Raw genomic sequence first — 15,874 nt, 5'->3', positions numbered from 1 at the left:
TGGCGGTGGACCCCGATGCTCCATTTCCGCCGCCGCCACCGCTGGCGCCGTCCCCGCCTCTGCCGCCGGCACCGCCGGTGCCGCCGATCAAGGTGGTGCCGGCGAGATCGACGGTGGAATCCCTCACCCAGGCGGCGAAGGAGGCTCCACCCTGCATGCCGCCGCTGCCGGCGAGACCGCCGCAGCCACCGGCGCCGCCGCCACCGCCGCTGTTGCCGGCGTCTTTGCTGGTCACCCAGAAGCAATAACCGACCCAATAGCTGCCGGCTCCGCCGCCGCCACCACCACCGCCGGCGCCGCCGCCGTTACCCGTTCCGCCCTGCACCGGACGCCAGCCGGAGTCCCCCAAAGCGCCGGCGATATTGCTGTTGGCCGCGCCCCGAGAGCCGCAGGTCCCGCCGCGGCCATCCTCGCCCCGCTCCCCGGGAGGGCCGTCGTCCTGGATGCAATCCGCAGTGCACTCGCCGTTCGCCTTTTCGCCACCGGGGGCGCGATAGCCCGAGGTGCCGGCCTGTCCGGAATAGCCATTGCAGTAGTTGTTGCCGGAATCGCACTTCTTATAGCACTTGATGCCCGTGGCACTGCCATCGGTATCCACTTCCTTGCGCACCGCTCCTGTCCCTCCGGTGCTGTTGGAGCAGGCACTGACGGTACCGCCGTCCCGGCCGCTCCCCGCACCCCCCTGGATGCCGGTGGTTCCCGGCGAGCCCTCGCGCCCCGGAGCCCCCGGCGCCGCCACCAGCTCCGAGTCGAGCACCGACAGCTGGGCGCTGCTCTCCACCTGCAGCACCATGGAAGTTCCGCTGTCGTTGCCCTCGGCGGCGGAAGCGTTGAGCTGAAAGCCCTGCACCACGGTGTCGACGGAAAGACCCCGAGCCTTGACCACCGGCACGCCGCCGGGGGGACCGATGACGGCGGAGAAATAGCTCGGGTTGGCCTGGGCCTCCGGCAGGCAACCGCCGTAGAGATCGATGCCGCTGCGCAGCTCGACGGTGACGGCGAGGTTGTACTCATCATAGGCCACCAACACGCCACAGCCGGCGGTGGCGCATCGCTCGATGCCCTTGGCGATGGAGCGGCACGGTGCGGACCAGGAGGTTCCGCAGGTGGTGCCGTCAGTGCCGGTGGCAGCCACGTACACGCGGCTGGTGAGATGGGACAGGTCGGCGTCACCGCAGGCGATCACCGGATCCTCCAGCACCACCGCGGGGCTGCCCTGCCATTGGACATCGGTGACGTCCATCAAGGTCTCGTCGACGGCGAATTCGTGGCGTAGACGGGCGCCGCGGAAGGACGTCTTGACCCCGGCGACCACCCCGGCGCGGAGGCGCGGGCCGAAGACCGCCCGGGTCAGATCGACGCCGGAGAAGTCGGTGCCTCCGACGATGGCGTACTGCAGATCCACTCCCTCGAGCTTCGCCCCTCGGAGCGACGCGGCGGTGAGATTGGCACGACTGAGGTTCGTCGGGCCTCGGCGGGAGGCCTTGAGTAGAGCACCGCCGAACCGTGCTCCGGTGAGATCCGCCCCCACCAGCATGGTCCCGTTGAGGGTCGCTCCGCGGAAATTCGCTCCCCGCAGATTGGCTCCCACCAGGTTGGCGTCGGTGAGATCGCGGTCTCTGAGATCGATGCCGGAAAGATCGCAGTAGGGGCAGCTGAGGGGCTCCTGTAGCTGCGCGGACTCCAACGGATCCTCACCGCCCGGGTTCTCGGCGGCGGTCGCCGCAGGGCCGGCCCAGAAACCGACTGTACAAAGAGTGATCAGAGTCCAGAGAGCGAGGCTACGCATGGTCGAGCTCCTTCTTGCATGGCGACGGCCCCAGGGGACCAACCCGCCGAGTTGATGATGGTTACAACCCGGTAGTGGCACCACCCGAGCCGCTATCGCAGCCCGCAATCGCTTTTCTGCGTCCTCAGCCTCGCTGCGCTAAGATCCCCTCACGTCCTTTCCAACTCCCCGCGGCCCCAGCCGGTGCCGCGCTCTCTGCAAGCTTCGAAGGAGAACCGAAGATGGCCGATACCCCTTCGCAGAACGTCTCCAACCACAGCCGCTACCACCCCCTCTACCACTTCATTCTCTTTCCCATCCTCTTCATCTACCTGATCCTGACGGTGGTCCAGGTGGTCCGAGACCCGGGCTTCTTTCACCTCTACTCGGTGGTCGTGGCCCTGGCCTTCCTGATCATGGCCTGGCTGATTCGTGCCTACCCGCTGAAGGTCCAGGACCGCCTGATCCGCCTGGAAGAAACCCTGCGCTGCCAGCGGGTGCTCGACGAGCCTCTGCGCTCCCGCATCGGCGAGCTGCGGCCGCGGCATTGCGTCGCGCTGCGCTTCGCCTCCGACGAAGAGCTGCCGGAGCTGGTGGAGAGGATCCTCGCCGGCGAGCTCAACACCCAGAAAGAGATCAAGCAGGCCATCCGCTCCTGGCGCCCCGACCACTTCCGCGTCTGACGGGCGCATCGCTCCCACAAAAAAGCCCCCGACGAGCCAGGCTCGTACGGGGGCTTTGGTGTTTCCGAGCGCCTTCAGGGCGCCGGTGCTTACCGCGGGCTGTTGGCGCGGCGCCGAGACCGGCGGCGGCGGGGACGGCCCGAGCCGGAACGATCGGAATCCGAGCGCCCGGAATCAGAGCGGCCAGAATCCGAACGGTTCGAGTTGGGACGGGATCCACCGCGGCCCCCTCCCCGCTTCTCCGCCTTCGCCCGGGAGCGCTCCCGATCCTGGCTCTTGCGGGCGCGGATCTCGGCGATGCGCTCGCCGATGGGAATCTCGAAGCGGCCGTTGGGCTGGGCGTTGTAATCGAAGCCCTCGATTTGCTTGCGCTCCAGCCGCTCGCCCACGGCGCGCTCGATGGCTCGGAGCTCCCGCTCCTCCTTGGGAGACGCGAAGGTCAGGGCGGTGCCGGTGGAGCGGGCTCGAGCGGTACGGCCGACGCGGTGGATGTAATCCTCCGCCTGCCCCGGCACGTCGAAGTTGATCACGTGGGGCAAGGCCTCGACATCGATGCCGCGGGCGGCGATGTCGGTGGCTACCAGTACCTGCAGCCGGCCGTGCTTGAACGCCGACAACGCCTTCTGCCGCTGATTCTGGCTGCGGTTGCCATGGATGCGGTCGCAGGCGATGCCCGCCTTGTCAAGGAACTCCGCCAGACGATTGGCGCGATGCTTGGTGCGGGTGAAGACCAGCGCCGTATCCACGTGGTCCCGGCGCAGCATCTCCAGCAGCAGCGCCGGCTTCAACTTCTCCGGCACCGGCAGGATCGCCTGATCGATGCCCTTGGCCGGCGCCGCCTTGCGCTCGACGTCCACCCGTGCCGGATCGTGGAGCAGCTCGCGGCTCAGCTGGACGATGGGTTTCGGCAAGGTCGCCGAGAAGAAGAAGGTCTGCTTCTGCTTCGGCAGCTGCCGGAGGATGCGCTTGACGTCGGGGAGAAAGCCCATGTCGAGCATGCGGTCCGCCTCGTCCAGCACCAGGACCTCGATCTGGTCGAGGTTGCACCACGGCTGGCTGAGATGGTCCAGCAGACGTCCCGGGGTCGCCACCACCACGTCCACCCCGCGGCGCAGGGCGCGCTCCTGAGGCCGGGGATTGACGCCGCCGAAGACCGTGACGGAGGTGATGCGGGTGTGACGGGCGATGGCCTTGAGGTCGCTTTCGACCTGCGCCGCCAGCTCTCGGGTGGGGGTCAGCACCAGAGCGCGCACGTGCCCTTGTTGTCGATTGGGCTGTCGATTGGGCTGCTGACCGCCTCGCTGCCCCTTATGGCCTCGGCTCTGCTCCACGAAGCGCTGCAGCATGGGCAGCAGGAACGCCGCCGTCTTGCCGCTGCCGGTCATGGCAGCGGCCAGCAGATCGCGGCCCTCGAGCCCCGCCGGTACCGCCTTGCGCTGCACGGGGGTGGGCTCGGTCCAGCCGAGGTCGGAGATTCCCCGCAGAAGCGAGGGATGAAGATCCAAATCGGAAAAATTCACGAAACTAAAGTCCTCACCGGGATAGACCACGCCTGAGGCGGACTACCGCGGATGATTCCGGCGAACAATTGTGCAAAAACGGGAGACTTGCCGGGAGGCTGCCGCTCGGGCCGGACGGCCCTACGAAGGATCGAGCGGCGGATCACCAGACCTCGGGAGAGGCCGGTACCGGCTCGACCGGCAGACCTTGTCACGTCCCTCGAGGAAACACAAGCAAAAGCCCAGGTGCCGGAAGAGAAAAGGAAACGCCCCAGACATCGCCCACCGATCTCCGGAGCCTCGCGAGTGCCCACACTGTGGGCAGCCGCCATCGAAGTGGGCGCCCGCCCCGTGGGCGGAATTTCTTACAACGTCTCGCGACCAACACTTCCGCCGGCTCCGACTGACCGCCAGCCCGCGAGCTATACTCTTGCTCAACAGGCAGCCTCGCGCGGGATGGACGCATCGCTTCCAAACCCGCGCCATCAGGGCCCTCCGGCCCTCTCCGCGCTCCCGCAGGACCGACCTCGCCGGCACCGTTGGCACTCTGGTCTGGCTCTTGCAAATTCCCAGGGTGACAGCGGGTGGTCCGGAGGGTCCTGAGTCATCTCCCAAAGATCACCCAAACCGTGAACAACCTTTGGGAGCTTCAGATGCGTCACCGTTCTTCGCTCGCCGGCCTTCTCCTCTCGCTGCTGTTCGCGGTCCCCGCCCTCGGCGCCGATGGGCTGTTGACCACCGCCCAGGTGGAACGCTTGGAGACCGGTCGCAAAGTCGGAGCCGAAGTTCTCGCCGAGCTGCAGAGAGTTCCCCAGACCCGGGTGATGATCGCCTTCGCCGTCGACACCCCAGGAGGCGCCTCCCTCGACCCCCTCTCGGACGTCGGCCGCCGCGCCATCGCCGAGGCCGGTGATCGGGTGCTCCAGCGGGTCGCCCTTGAAGACTTCCAGGTCGCCCACCGCTTCCGCTCCATCAACGCCGTCGCCGGCAACCTCTCCACCTACGGGCTCCTGGCCCTCGCCGACGCTCCCGAGGTGCTGCGCATCGACCTCGACGCCGGCGGTGAAGGCCATCAAATGGACGAGGCGATGCCCCTGATCAACATCGACGACGTCCAGAATCAGGGTCTGACCGGCAAGGGTGTGACCGTCGCCGTGCTCGACTCCGGGCTCGATCTCGATCACGCCGACCTGCTCGACGACGTCGTCGGCGAGCGCTGCTTCTGCTCCGGTGGCGGCACCGGCTGCTGCCCCGACGGCACCAGCGATCAGCAAGGTCCGGGCAGCGCCGAAGACGACCACGGCCACGGCACCAACGTCGCCGGCGTGCTCACCTCCGCCGGCACCCTCGCCCCCCTCGGCGGCGCTCCCGACGTCGACATCGTTGCCATCAAGGTGCTGGACGAGAACAACTCCTTCTGCTGTTCTTCGGACATCCTCGCCGGCCTCGACTGGATCCTCAACGAGCGCCCGGACGTCGATCTGGTGAACCTGAGCCTCGGCACCAGCGCCCTCTACGCCGGCGACTGCGATGCAGCCAACGCCATCACTCAGGCCTACGCCTCGGTGATCGACTCGCTCCGCGCCCGCGGCACCACCACCTTCGCTTCCAGCGGCAACTCGTCGGCCACCAACGCCATGACCGCTCCCGCCTGCGTCGCCTCGGCGCTCTCCGTCGCCGCGGTCTACGACGCCGATCTCGGCAGCACCACCTTCGGCGATTGCACCGACGCCACCACCGCCGCCGACCAGATCACCTGCTTCTCGAACACCGCGACCACCACCGATCTGCTGGCCCCCGGCGCGGCGATGACCTCCACCGGCATCGACGGCGGCTCCTCGACCTACTACGGCACCTCCCAGGCCGCCCCCACCGCCGCCGCCTGCGCCGCGCTGCTCCTCGAAGCCGTGCCCAACGCCACCCCCGACCTCATCGAATCCGCCCTCGAAGCCTCCTCCACCCAGATCACCGACCCTGACACCGGCCTCACCTTCCCCCGCATCGACTGCGCCGAGGCCCAGGACGCCATCCGCGTCATCTTCAAAGACGACTTCGAAACCGGCGAGCTCTCCCGCTGGACGACAGTCACCAGCCAATAGGCGTCAGCAGCGAATCGGGCACCCCCAACGCCCAGACCACTCCGACCGAGCAGCCCCCCACCCCGACACCGCACCCCGGGGCCCCGAGATCCCCCACCTCGGGGCCCCACCCCGATTGCAACCCGCCGCCCAATCCCCTAGAATCCCGCCTACCTTCGCGGGGTCTCCACACCCCCTGAAGCCCCCATCCAAGCCACCGTAGCTCAGCCGGTAGAGCAACTGATTCGTAATCAGTAGGTCAGCAGTTCGAATCTGCTCGGTGGCTCCACGATATCCTCTTTGTTTCCAACAGTTTGCCGAACTTGCCATTGCGCTAAAGCAGTGGCCGCAGGGTGGTTTGGGTCCCATTTGGGTCCGTTTGGGGCGCAACTTGGCGGGACTGGGTGGGGGCGGGTGCAACCCCTCACTACCGGTGGAAGGGGAAATCCCAGGCTGTGGATGGCCTCACCGGTGCCGGATTTCAGCCCTCACCAGCTCCCTGGATTGCCGGCCCGGGTCCCCGCCCAGCCCGTTGACATCCCGCCTCGTTCCGCCTTACTCCTCCCAGCCCACAGCGCCCCGGCATCCGGCCGGGCAAGCTCCAACCACCGGCCCGGTACCGTGCACCAGCACCCACCGGGCCAGGCTGCAAACAGGGGGCTGAATGATGAGCGAGCAGATGGGCGATCCGCACGGCGACCAGGAAGAACGGCCAGGACAGGCGGGCAGACGAGAGACACCGAGGGGCCAGAGCTGGGAAGACCGAGCAGTCTTCCGAGAAACCTACCTCAACCTCCACCCGGAACCCGAGATCCGCGCCGCCTACCGCCAGGTCGGCGTCTCCCTCTACGAAGCTGCGCTGGCCCTCGAGGTCAGCTACGTCGAACGGGGCGAACCCGCCGTGGCCACCGACCTCCGGGCCGCAGCCCGAGATCTTCAGGCCGCCCGGGGCTACCTCCAGGACCTGGGCCGTCAGGCGGAGGCCAACACGCAGGACGCAGCTTCGACAAGGCTGTGCCTGCTGGCCGCCGGGATCGCCGAAGAGCTCGATGGCATCCTCACCCGAATCGGCAACGCTCTCCCGCCCTCCGGCTCCGCCGCCGACAACGAGGCCTGATCCGTGCCTCGGAAGAAGACCCTGGCCCAAGCCGTCGAGCGGGCCGAGAAGGAGCTGCAACGCTGCTGCCGGCGCCTGGCCGACCTGTTCAGGCAGACCCCCCTCCGCACCAGCCACCTCCAGGTCCGCATCGACGGTCTCAAACCCCGTAGCAGCCGACTCGAAGAACTGAGCCCTCCAATGGTGCGGCTCCCGGCAGCCACACTTCGCCTACCCCGTGAGGAGCTCCTGCCCGCGCTGCTTCACGCCATGGTGCACTGGATCAACGCCCAACAGGGTATCGCCGACTGTAACCACTCCGGCTACCACAACCAAAAGTTCAAACGCCTCGCCGAGGCCGTGGGCTTCGCCGTCGGCGATCGCCTACCCAAGACCGGCTGGACCGATCTCCAACCCACACCAGACCTCCTCCAAGCCCTCGCCGACTTCCCCCTCCGCCTCGACCCTCTCCGCCGCCTCGCCGATCTCCTTCCGGACCGCTCGCCATCACCCCGAATCCACTGCCGCCCCAACCTCCCCATCGGCCTCGCTGCCAGCCCCTACTGGCGCACCGCCGAAACCGTCCTCCCCAAGCTCCCGCGCTATCGCCTCCAGCTCCTCCACGAAGCGCAGCAACCCATCGAGACCTACCCCAAGCTAGAAACCACCGCCGACGCCGCAGCTCTCTTCTGGCAGATCCTCCACACCTTCGACCGCGAAGCCGTCGCCGTCCTCTTCCTCGACACCCGCCGACGCGTCCTCGGCTACGACATCCCTTACATCGGCATCCTCAACCGGGCGAACGTCGAGCCGCGGGGCATCCTGACGCCAGCGTTGCTGATGAACGCCGCGGCAGTGGCGGTCGCCCACAACCACCCATCGGGTGATGCGACGCCGAGTCGTGAGGATGAGGTGTTTACGCGGCGAGTGGTGGAAGCTGGGAAGGTGCTGGGGATCGAGGTGGTGGGGTCGGTTGTGGTGGGTGGAAGGGGATTGTGGCGAAAAGTAGGACCGAGCCGCTGTTAAGAACGGGGAGCAAATGGCAAGCCGAATACCTGGTCTCGGGTACGTAAGCCCTGGAAAACTCGCCTCGGGACCGCAGGTGCGGACACCACCACTGCCCTCCTCTCGCGACTCTTCTCGTCTTGCCGAGATCTAGCTTTTCCCCCGATGAGATAGTTTCAAGAACTGTCATGAAAGCCTGGGCAACACCAAGTGCAGTCTCTCTAAGACCGACATCCATCGCCCGCTAGCCATTGCCGCCAAACACTTAATTCGTAATCAACAACTCACCGCCTCAAATCCGGTCATGAGCGCTAATGCATTCTCTTCTTCATTAGCTCTAAGAACTCTAGCTACGGACTGGATTGCCCTTAAAGACCGCTGAGGGTCTCCACAGCGTCTAGTTGGCATGAAACCTGTTATAACAAGCCTAGCAGCGGCTGGGGCGGTCGACAGGGAGTCTCGAAACGAGCATTGACCGCACCTACGGCGGGCCGATCTGCAACCGTTAGTCATCTTGATCCCGTATACTCAGCTGTATGAGAGTCCGTTGCTCCAAGATCTGTGCTTTGACCTTAGCCCTGGCCATGGTGCCGGGCGCTGCTGAGATCGTCGAGAGCGCTGTTCACATTATGACCGAGGGCCACCTGGCACATGCGGCTCCCGAGGGAGACCACCACGAGCCCGCCGGCCCCGAGCACGGCTGCACGCCGACGTTCCATCTCTGCGGCTGCCACACGAGCCTGTCCTTTCTCCGCCCACAGGTTGCTCCCAGAGTGACTCTTCACGCGTCCCTGAATCGGGAAGCGTCCAAGTCCGTCGCGCCGCCGTCGGGCTTCTTGCCTTCGATCGACCATCCTCCTCGAGCCTGACAGCAAGCCTTGCGGTAGCCAGGAGCAGTGCGTCTTTACGCACCGGCCGCTCCGTCTCCGCAGGTTCCCTAACTCCGACTGTCGTGGCGGGCCGACACAGGCCCGCTGACCGCTTGCTGGCGACTCAGCTCAGCAGGCCCACGGATTTGATCCCGAGCGATCTGCTGATCGGCTCGGGCACGCTGTCATGACCAGAACGAGGAATTGTGATGTTTCGATGCGAGAATTGCCGGTTCAGCCGGCTTATACCCCTGCACGTCGGAGTCCTTGTGGGCGGCCTGTTGATGCCCCTCGGAGCTGCGGCGCAGGCTGTACCCGAATGGACGCTGTCCAAGGCGTTGGAGATCGCCTTTGAGAACAGTCCGGTGTTGCGCGGCAGGCAGGCCGAGCAACAGGAGGTCGCCAGCCGCGTCGTCGGCGCTAGGACCTATCCCTACAACCCCGAGGTTTCGCTTGAGTTTGCCGATCGGAGCAGCCCTGCCGGCTCGGCGACCGACCGTGGCCTGAGCATCTCCCAAGAGTTCGAGCTGGCCGGCCAGCGAAGTAGACGCATTGCGGTCGCCGATCAAGAGCTAGCAGCCGCAGAAGCGGTTCTGGCCCGCCAAGGACAGCTCTTGGCCTTCCACGTGGAGTCGGCCTTCGCGGAGGCCGTGATGGCACGCGAGCTGTTGGGCGTGGCAACGACTGATGCCGACCTGTCACGAGAGGTTCTTGCGTTCTCACAGCGCCGTCTAGAACGGGGCGCAGCGACCCAGATCGAGGTCAATCTCGCCCAGGCGAGCGCAGGGCGGGCCGAGAGATCCCTCCGCAGGGCTCAGGCGGACTATGCGTCCGCGCGGAGCCGACTGGCCGAGATCGTGGGGACAAGACCCCAGGCACCCCCCGAGCCGGTCGGGGACCTACTTGTCCCCGAAGCGGAGCCCCTTCCCCTAGAAGACTTGCTGGCTTTGGCCTTCGAGCGTCGCGGTGACCTCCTCGCTGCCGGGCAGCGGGAGCAGGCCGCCGAGGCGGCGATCCGCCTCGCCACGGCTGAGGGCAAGCCGAACCTCGTCGTCGGAGGCTTCTTCGAGCAGGAGGAGGAGACGGACGACATCGTCGGCGTCGCGATCACCCTCTCGGTACCTCTGTTCAACCGCAATCAGGGCCGTATCGCTGAAAGCCGTGCAACGCGCGAGCGCTCACGATACGACCGGGCCGCGCTGCGTTTGGCCGTCGAGCAAGAAGTGGTCGCAGCGTTCAACAGCCTGCAGGCGGCCGGCGCGGCGGCCGAGCACCTGCGCGACCAAGTGCTCGGGACGCTGGACGAGAACGTCGAGCTGCTCCAGCGCTCCTTCGAGGCTGGCCGTATCGGTGCGACGGAGGTCGTGACGCTTCGCCGAGAGTTCGTCGCCAGCCGCCGCGAGTACATCGAGGCGCTGGCCGACGCCTGGCTCGCGCGGATCGAGCTCAATCTGGCCATCGGCCGTCTCTCTCCGCCTCAACACTCTCTCGAGAAGGAGCCGTCATGAACCGCCTTGCATATTGCAGCCTCATCGTTCTGATCCTCGTTTTTACCTGTCTTCTAGGCGCATGTTCCAAGGGCGAATCCAGTTCCAGGAACGGCGATACTGAGCCGGCACGTACGTCACAGGAGGATCGAGAGCACGGCGAGGACAACCACGAAGAGCACACGGATGCCGATGAGCACGATGATCACGAAGAGGGCATCGTCGAGCTGACACCGGAGGCGGCTTCGAGGGCCAAAATCCGCACCGCGCCGGTCGAGCAGCGGATTCTCTCGGCAGAGCTGTCGACCACCGGTCAGGTCGACTTCGATCAGACCCGCCTGGCCCACGTTAGCCCGCGAATCTCTGGACGCGTGCATCGCGTTCATGCAGTGCTCGGCCAGGAGATTAGCGCTGGGCAAGCGTTGGCCGAGATCGATTCCATTGAGCTGGGACAAGCCAAGGCCGCTTTCCTTCAGGCCAAGGCGAGAGAGGAGCTGGCGCGCAAGAGCTTCGATCGAGCTCAGAGCCTGCTCACGGATCGCATCGCCTCTGAGCAAGAAGTGCTCGAAGCGGAAGCGAGCCTCCGGGAGGCCACGGCTGCTCTTCAGACCACTGAGGAGACCCTGCACCTCTATGGCCTGAGCCAGTCGCAGATCGATGCCTTGACCTACGAGAACCGAAAAGCCGCGATCTATCCTCTGAGGGCGCCCTTCGCCGGTACTGTGGTCGAGCGGCATGTCACCCTCGGCGAGCTGGTGACGCCGGAGCGCAACCTCTTCACGCTCGCTGACCTCAGCCGCGTGTGGATCTGGATCGACGTCTACCAGCGAGACCTCGGCGGCGTGCATCTCGAAGACGAGGCCCGCGCACGGGTTGACGCCTTCCCCGGTGAGGTTTTCGCGGGCACGGTCTCCTATCTGAGCGCACAGGTCGATAGCGACACGCGCACGGTACGTGCCCGCCTCGACGTGGACAATCCCGACGGCAAGCTCCGCCCGGGCATGTTCGTCGAGGTCGAGCTGCTCGATCCCCATGCGCAGCAAGGTGACGTCACCCAGAGCCCGAGACTGGTCGTGCCCGACAGCGCAGTGGTACGCGATGGCGAAGAGTTCCTGGTCTTCGTCGCCGCCGGAGAACGACGCTACGAGCGGCGCGATGTTCAGACCGGCCAGAAGTCCGGTGGCTTCGTCGAGATCTTGGAGGGTCTCGAGCTCGGCCAATCCGTGGTCGTCGAAGGCGCCTTCCTTCTTAAATCTGCAGCGTCCAAGGAATCCTTGGGCGGCGGCCATGACCACTGAGGAGTCGAGATCATGATTAACAAGCTCGTCGACTTCTCCCTCGACAACCGTTTCCTGGTGCTGGTGCTGTGGCTGCTGGTCGTGGCCTTGGGCATCAACGCGCTGGCCAAGCTGCCCATCGATGCCGTACCGGACGTGACCAACGTCCAGGTGCAGATTCTCACCAACAGCCCTGGTTTGGCGCCGGAAGAGGTGGAGCAATTCATCTCCTTCCCGGTCGAGACCGCCATGAGCGGGCTGCCGAAGACCGAAGAGATCCGCTCGGTTTCGAAGTTCGGCCTGTCTGTCGTGACTGTGGTCTTCGAGGAAGGCACCGACATCTACTGGGCGCGCCAACTGGTCGGCGAGCGGCTGACCGCCGCCCGGGAGCAGATTCCCGAAGGTTACGGCGAGCCCGAGATGGGGCCGATTTCCACCGGTTTGGGCGAGATCTACCAATTCGAGGTGCGCGGCGAGCCCATGTGCGCCGCGGGAGCGCCCGACACCGAAAACTGCTACACGCCGATGGAGCTGCGCACGATCCTCGACTGGTACATCAATGTCCAACTACGATCGGTTCCGGGCATCGTCGAGGTCAATTCGTTCGGCGGCGAGCTGAAGACGTATCAGGTGACGCTCGAGCCGGATCGATTGGTGTCCTATGGCCTGTCGGTCGGTGATGTTTTCGCGGCCGTCGAGGCCAACAACCGCAACGTCGGTGGCGGCTACATCGCCCGCGGCGGCGAGCAGTATCTGATCCGGGGCGAGGGCTTGGTCGAGACGCTGGAAGACCTGGAGTCCGTGGTTTTGGCCCACGACGAGAGCGGCACGCCGGTCTACGTGCGCGATGTCGGCCGTGCCGAGCTGGCGCCGATGATCCGCCAGGGCGCGGTGACCCGCGACGGTCGTGGCGAGGCGGTGGTCGGGATCGTCATGATGCTAATTGGCGAGAACTCGCGGGTCGTCGTCGATCAGGTGAAAGAAAAGATTACCCAGGTCGAGAAGACCCTTCCGCCCGGGGTTACCATCGACACCTTCTACGACCGCACCGAGCTGGTGCGGCGCACCATCAAGACGGTCGCCAAGAACCTCACAGAGGGCGGTCTACTCGTGATCGTGGTCTTGCTGCTCCTGCTCGGTAGCCTGCGGGGTGGATTGATCGTCTCCTCGGCGATTCCGCTGTCCATGCTGGCGGCCTTCATCGCCATGCGCTACGTCGGGATCTCGGGCAACTTGATGAGCCTTGGCGCCATCGACTTCGGCCTCATCGTCGATGGTTCGGTGGTGATGATCGAGAATATTATCCGGGTGCTCCACCAGCGGCGCCAGGACGATCAGGTGCCACACCTCGAGAAGGTCCGTCAGGCCGCGCACCAGGTAGCCAGACCGGTGGTCTTCGCTGTGGGCATCATCATGATCGTCTACCTGCCGATCCTGGCGCTGCGCGGGATCGAGGGCAAGATGTTCCGACCGATGGCCATGACCGTGGTCTTTGCCCTGGCGGCATCTCTGGTCTGCGCGTTGACGTTGATGCCCGTCCTGGCGAGCCTCTTCTTGAAGAGGGTCTCGGAGAGGGAGCCCTTTCTCTTCCGCTTCGCCAAGAAGCTCTACGTTCCGATGCTCGACCGCTCGATGCGGCACAAGGGGATCACCGTCGGCGTGGCTGTCGCACTTTTTCTCGCAAGCCTGGGGATCGCGCCGTTTCTGGGCGCCGAGTTCATTCCGCGCCTCGACGAGGGGGCGATCGCCATGCAGATCTGGCGCCTTCCTTCGATCTCGCTCGAGCAATCGAATGAGATCTCGACCGTCGCCGAGAGTGTCTTGAAGGACAAGTTTCCCGAGATCGACACCGTCATCTCGCGGACCGGGCGGGCGGAGATCGCCACCGATCCCATGGGAGTCGAGATCAGCGATACGTACTTGATGCTGGCGCCACGGGAGACCTGGCGCTTCGACAGCAAGGAGGCGCTGATCGAGGCGATTGACGAGGCCATGCAGGAAAACGTCACCGGTGCCATCTTCAGCTACTCCCAGCCGATCGAGCTGCGGGTCTCGGAGCTCATCTCGGGCGTCCGCTCGGACATCGCCGTCCACATCTACGGCGACGACCTGGCCGTGTTGAAACAGAAAGCCGACGAGGTCGCTCGGGTGCTCCAGGAGATCCCCGGCGCCGCCGACGTCAAGGCGGAACAGACGGTCGGTTTGCCGATGCTGCGAGTCCGCATCGACCGTCAGGCGATCGCGCGCTACGGCATCAACGCCGCGGACGTGCTCGACGTGATCGAGACCATTGGCGGCAAGGATCTGGGCGTGGTGCTGGAAGGCCAGAAGCGCTTTACCCTCCAGGCCCGTTTCGGCGACGAGGTCCTGGCCGATCTCGACCGTCTCCGTGACTTGCGTGTCTCGGCACCCGCCGAGAGGGGAGCTTCGCCACGGCTGATTCCTCTAGCACAGCTCGCCGACATCACGATCGAGGACGGCCCGGCGCAGATCAGCCGTGATCGCATCAGCAGGCGGATCAACATCGAGGCCAACGTCCGCGGGCGGGATCTCGCTTCGTTCGTGGCCGACGCGCAGGAGGCCGTGGACCGCGAGGTCGAGATGCCGCCCGGTTGGACGGTGGAATGGGGTGGTCAATTCGAGAACCTCGAGGAGGCTTCGGCACGCCTCGTGCTGCTCGTCCCCCTGGCTCTTCTCCTGATCTTCGTGCTGCTTTACTCGACCTTCGGGTCGGCTCGGCTGGCGACGTTGATCTTCTTCAACGTCCCGCTGGCGATCACCGGCGGGTTGGTGGCGCTCTTGCTCCGCGGCTATCCGTTCTCGATCTCCGCCGGCGTGGGCTTCATTGCCCTCTTCGGCATCGCGGTCTTGAACGGCGTGGTGCTGGTTTCCTACATCGTGGAGAAGCGCGAGCACGGGCAGGGTGCGGAAGAGGCAGCCCGTGAAGGCGCCTTGACCCGACTGCGGCCCGTTCTCATGACCGCGATGGTGGCGTCCTTCGGTTTCATCCCCATGGCGCTGGCGACCAGCGCCGGTGCCGAGGTGCAACGGCCGCTTGCCACCGTGGTGATCGGAGGCTTGGTGACCTCCACGCTACTGACCCTTCTCGTACTGCCAGCTATCTACGGCTGGTTTGCTGAAAGGTGAGCTGGCACCACAGCTAAAGCCCTTCCGCAATAGCGGGAGGGCTCCATGGCTCAACGGCCGAGGGCTAGGGATCTCCTGGGCCCTACGCTCCCGCGCGGGCAACTGCGAACCGGGTTGACTTTCGTAGTTCATTTCGACATTCTCATGATCGTTATGGGTGAACCTGCCATCAAGGACCCTGTTCCAGACGGTGCCTGCGAGGTTCTGCTTTTCGACGAAGAGCTCGTCAAGCGAGCCAGGGAGCGGATTCTGTCGGACGAGCAGGCTCAGGAGATCGCCGAGCAGTTCAAGATGCTCGCACACCCAACCCGAGTACAGATTCTTCGGGCACTCGCCGATCAGGAACTCTGCGTCTGTGATCTCGCACAGGTCCTTGATCTGTCGGTCTCGGCTACTTCCTACCAGCTTCAGCTGATGCGGCGACTCAAGCTAGTGCGATACCGTCGCACCGGAAAATTTGCCTACTACCGAGTTTCAAGCGAGTTTGTCTCGGCAATGCTGAAGGATGGTCTATTTCATCTCGGTCAGTGCGAGAGGACCTCCCCATGAATCGGCGTCTCACAGGAGCGATGCTGATCCTAGCCTTGCTGCTCTCGGCGACGCCTTGGGAGGTTGTGGAAGCTTCTCCTTTGGCACCAGCGCCGAGTGCTGAGCTTCACAATTCGGAACGGACTCCGCCAGGGGCCGAGTCCTGCTGTGTCTGTCTGTGTTTCTTCACCTCCAGCCCTCCTCTTCCCGCCCCTTCGTTGTCTCGTGGAGCGATAGCGCTGCTCATTGCCTCTTCGGGACCATCCTTTCCGACGGAGATATCTGTCGCCTCCCCGCCTCCGCGACTCGTTTTTCACCCTCCCCGCAGGGTCTGATTCCGACCCTTCGTCCTCTAAACACAAAGAAGACAAGTCGGGCCTGATCGGCCTGAGTCGCTCAAAGACTTCGCCCGAGCCACAGCAGGCCGGGCCGGAAGG

At 65.3% G+C, this 15,874-nt stretch carries 11 protein-coding genes and 1 tRNA gene; 9 read left to right on the top strand and 3 right to left on the bottom strand.

All coding sequences use genetic code 11. The features are described from left to right. The coding region (locus SX243_01505; GenBank protein ID MDY7091626.1) for a pentapeptide repeat-containing protein at positions 1 to 1,789 on the bottom strand (1,789 nt) is incomplete at its 3' end. A gap of 221 nt (positions 1,790 to 2,010) precedes the next feature. Here SX243_01505 and SX243_01500 point away from each other — a divergent pair. Then, on the top strand, positions 2,011 to 2,451 hold the full coding sequence (locus SX243_01500; GenBank protein ID MDY7091625.1) for a DUF6526 family protein: 441 nt from the start codon (positions 2,011 to 2,013) through the stop codon (positions 2,449 to 2,451). Between the two features lie 89 nt (positions 2,452 to 2,540). On the opposite strand, the gene SX243_01495 is transcribed toward SX243_01500, so the two are convergent. Further along, positions 2,541 to 3,971: a DEAD/DEAH box helicase gene (locus SX243_01495; GenBank protein ID MDY7091624.1), complete on the bottom strand. Its 1,431-nt coding sequence runs from the start codon at positions 3,969 to 3,971 to the stop codon at positions 2,541 to 2,543. A 632-nt stretch (positions 3,972 to 4,603) separates the two neighbouring features. On the opposite strand from SX243_01495, the gene SX243_01490 reads away from it, so the two are divergent. The 4 genes from SX243_01490 to SX243_01475 all read left to right on the top strand — a co-directional run bounded on the left by SX243_01490 (position 4,604) and on the right by SX243_01475 (position 8,150). Further along, positions 4,604 to 6,049: a S8 family serine peptidase gene (locus SX243_01490; GenBank protein MDY7091623.1), complete on the top strand. Its 1,446-nt coding sequence runs from the start codon at positions 4,604 to 4,606 to the stop codon at positions 6,047 to 6,049. Positions 6,050 to 6,241: 192 nt separating this feature from the next. Next, a tRNA-Thr gene (locus tag SX243_01485) sits at positions 6,242 to 6,317 on the top strand. Positions 6,318 to 6,707: 390 nt separating this feature from the next. Next, positions 6,708 to 7,145: a hypothetical protein gene (locus SX243_01480; protein MDY7091622.1), complete on the top strand. Its 438-nt coding sequence runs from the start codon at positions 6,708 to 6,710 to the stop codon at positions 7,143 to 7,145. Positions 7,146 to 7,148: 3 nt separating this feature from the next. Next, complete coding sequence (locus SX243_01475; GenBank protein ID MDY7091621.1) at positions 7,149 to 8,150, top strand: JAB domain-containing protein; 1,002 nt, start codon at positions 7,149 to 7,151, stop codon at positions 8,148 to 8,150. Positions 8,151 to 8,701: 551 nt separating this feature from the next. On the opposite strand, the gene SX243_01470 is transcribed toward SX243_01475, so the two are convergent. Then, entirely contained in the window at positions 8,702 to 8,848 is a 147-nt protein-coding gene (locus SX243_01470; protein ID MDY7091620.1) for a hypothetical protein, read from the bottom strand. 419 nt (positions 8,849 to 9,267) lie between these two features. Between SX243_01470 and SX243_01465 the strand changes: the two genes are divergently transcribed. Genes SX243_01465 through SX243_01450 form a run of 4 tightly spaced genes read left to right on the top strand, consistent with a single transcriptional unit; the run spans position 9,268 to position 15,458 of the window. Continuing rightward, a complete protein-coding gene (locus SX243_01465; GenBank protein ID MDY7091619.1) occupies positions 9,268 to 10,506 on the top strand; it encodes a TolC family protein in 1,239 nt (412 codons plus the stop codon). Next, positions 10,503 to 11,783 carry an efflux RND transporter periplasmic adaptor subunit gene (locus tag SX243_01460; GenBank protein MDY7091618.1) on the top strand — a complete coding sequence of 427 codons (1,281 nt, stop codon included), beginning with the start codon at positions 10,503 to 10,505 and terminating at the stop codon, positions 11,781 to 11,783. Before SX243_01465 ends, SX243_01460 begins: the two co-directional genes overlap by 4 nt. Positions 11,784 to 11,795: 12 nt before the next feature. Continuing rightward, positions 11,796 to 14,909 (top strand): CusA/CzcA family heavy metal efflux RND transporter, encoded by a 3,114-nt coding sequence (locus tag SX243_01455; GenBank protein MDY7091617.1) that lies wholly within the window; start codon positions 11,796 to 11,798, stop codon positions 14,907 to 14,909. A gap of 45 nt (positions 14,910 to 14,954) precedes the next feature. Continuing rightward, positions 14,955 to 15,458: a metalloregulator ArsR/SmtB family transcription factor gene (locus SX243_01450; protein MDY7091616.1), complete on the top strand. Its 504-nt coding sequence runs from the start codon at positions 14,955 to 14,957 to the stop codon at positions 15,456 to 15,458. Positions 15,459 to 15,874: the final 416 nt, after the last annotated feature.

This window comes from Acidobacteriota bacterium, from assembly GCA_034211275.1.
Lineage (GTDB): Bacteria > Acidobacteriota > Thermoanaerobaculia > Multivoradales > JAHZIX01 > JAGQSE01.
The sequence above is the reverse complement of the archived record's forward strand: the minus strand, read 5'-3'. Positions and strand labels throughout refer to the sequence as shown.

Excerpts from the sequence above, each read along its gene's own strand:
- SX243_01450 (MDY7091616.1), top strand. The coding sequence starts at position 14,955 with ATGGCTCAACGGCCGAGGGCTAGGGATCTCCTGGGCCCTACGCTCCCG.
- SX243_01455 (MDY7091617.1), top strand. The coding sequence starts at position 11,796 with ATGATTAACAAGCTCGTCGACTTCTCCCTCGACAACCGTTTCCTGGTG.
- SX243_01490 (MDY7091623.1), top strand. The coding sequence starts at position 4,604 with ATGCGTCACCGTTCTTCGCTCGCCGGCCTTCTCCTCTCGCTGCTGTTC.
- SX243_01470 (MDY7091620.1), bottom strand. The coding sequence starts at position 8,848 with ATGGAACGTCGGCGTGCAGCCGTGCTCGGGGCCGGCGGGCTCGTGGTG.
- SX243_01480 (MDY7091622.1), top strand. The coding sequence starts at position 6,708 with ATGGGCGATCCGCACGGCGACCAGGAAGAACGGCCAGGACAGGCGGGC.
- SX243_01460 (MDY7091618.1), top strand. The coding sequence starts at position 10,503 with ATGAACCGCCTTGCATATTGCAGCCTCATCGTTCTGATCCTCGTTTTT.
- SX243_01500 (MDY7091625.1), top strand. The coding sequence starts at position 2,011 with ATGGCCGATACCCCTTCGCAGAACGTCTCCAACCACAGCCGCTACCAC.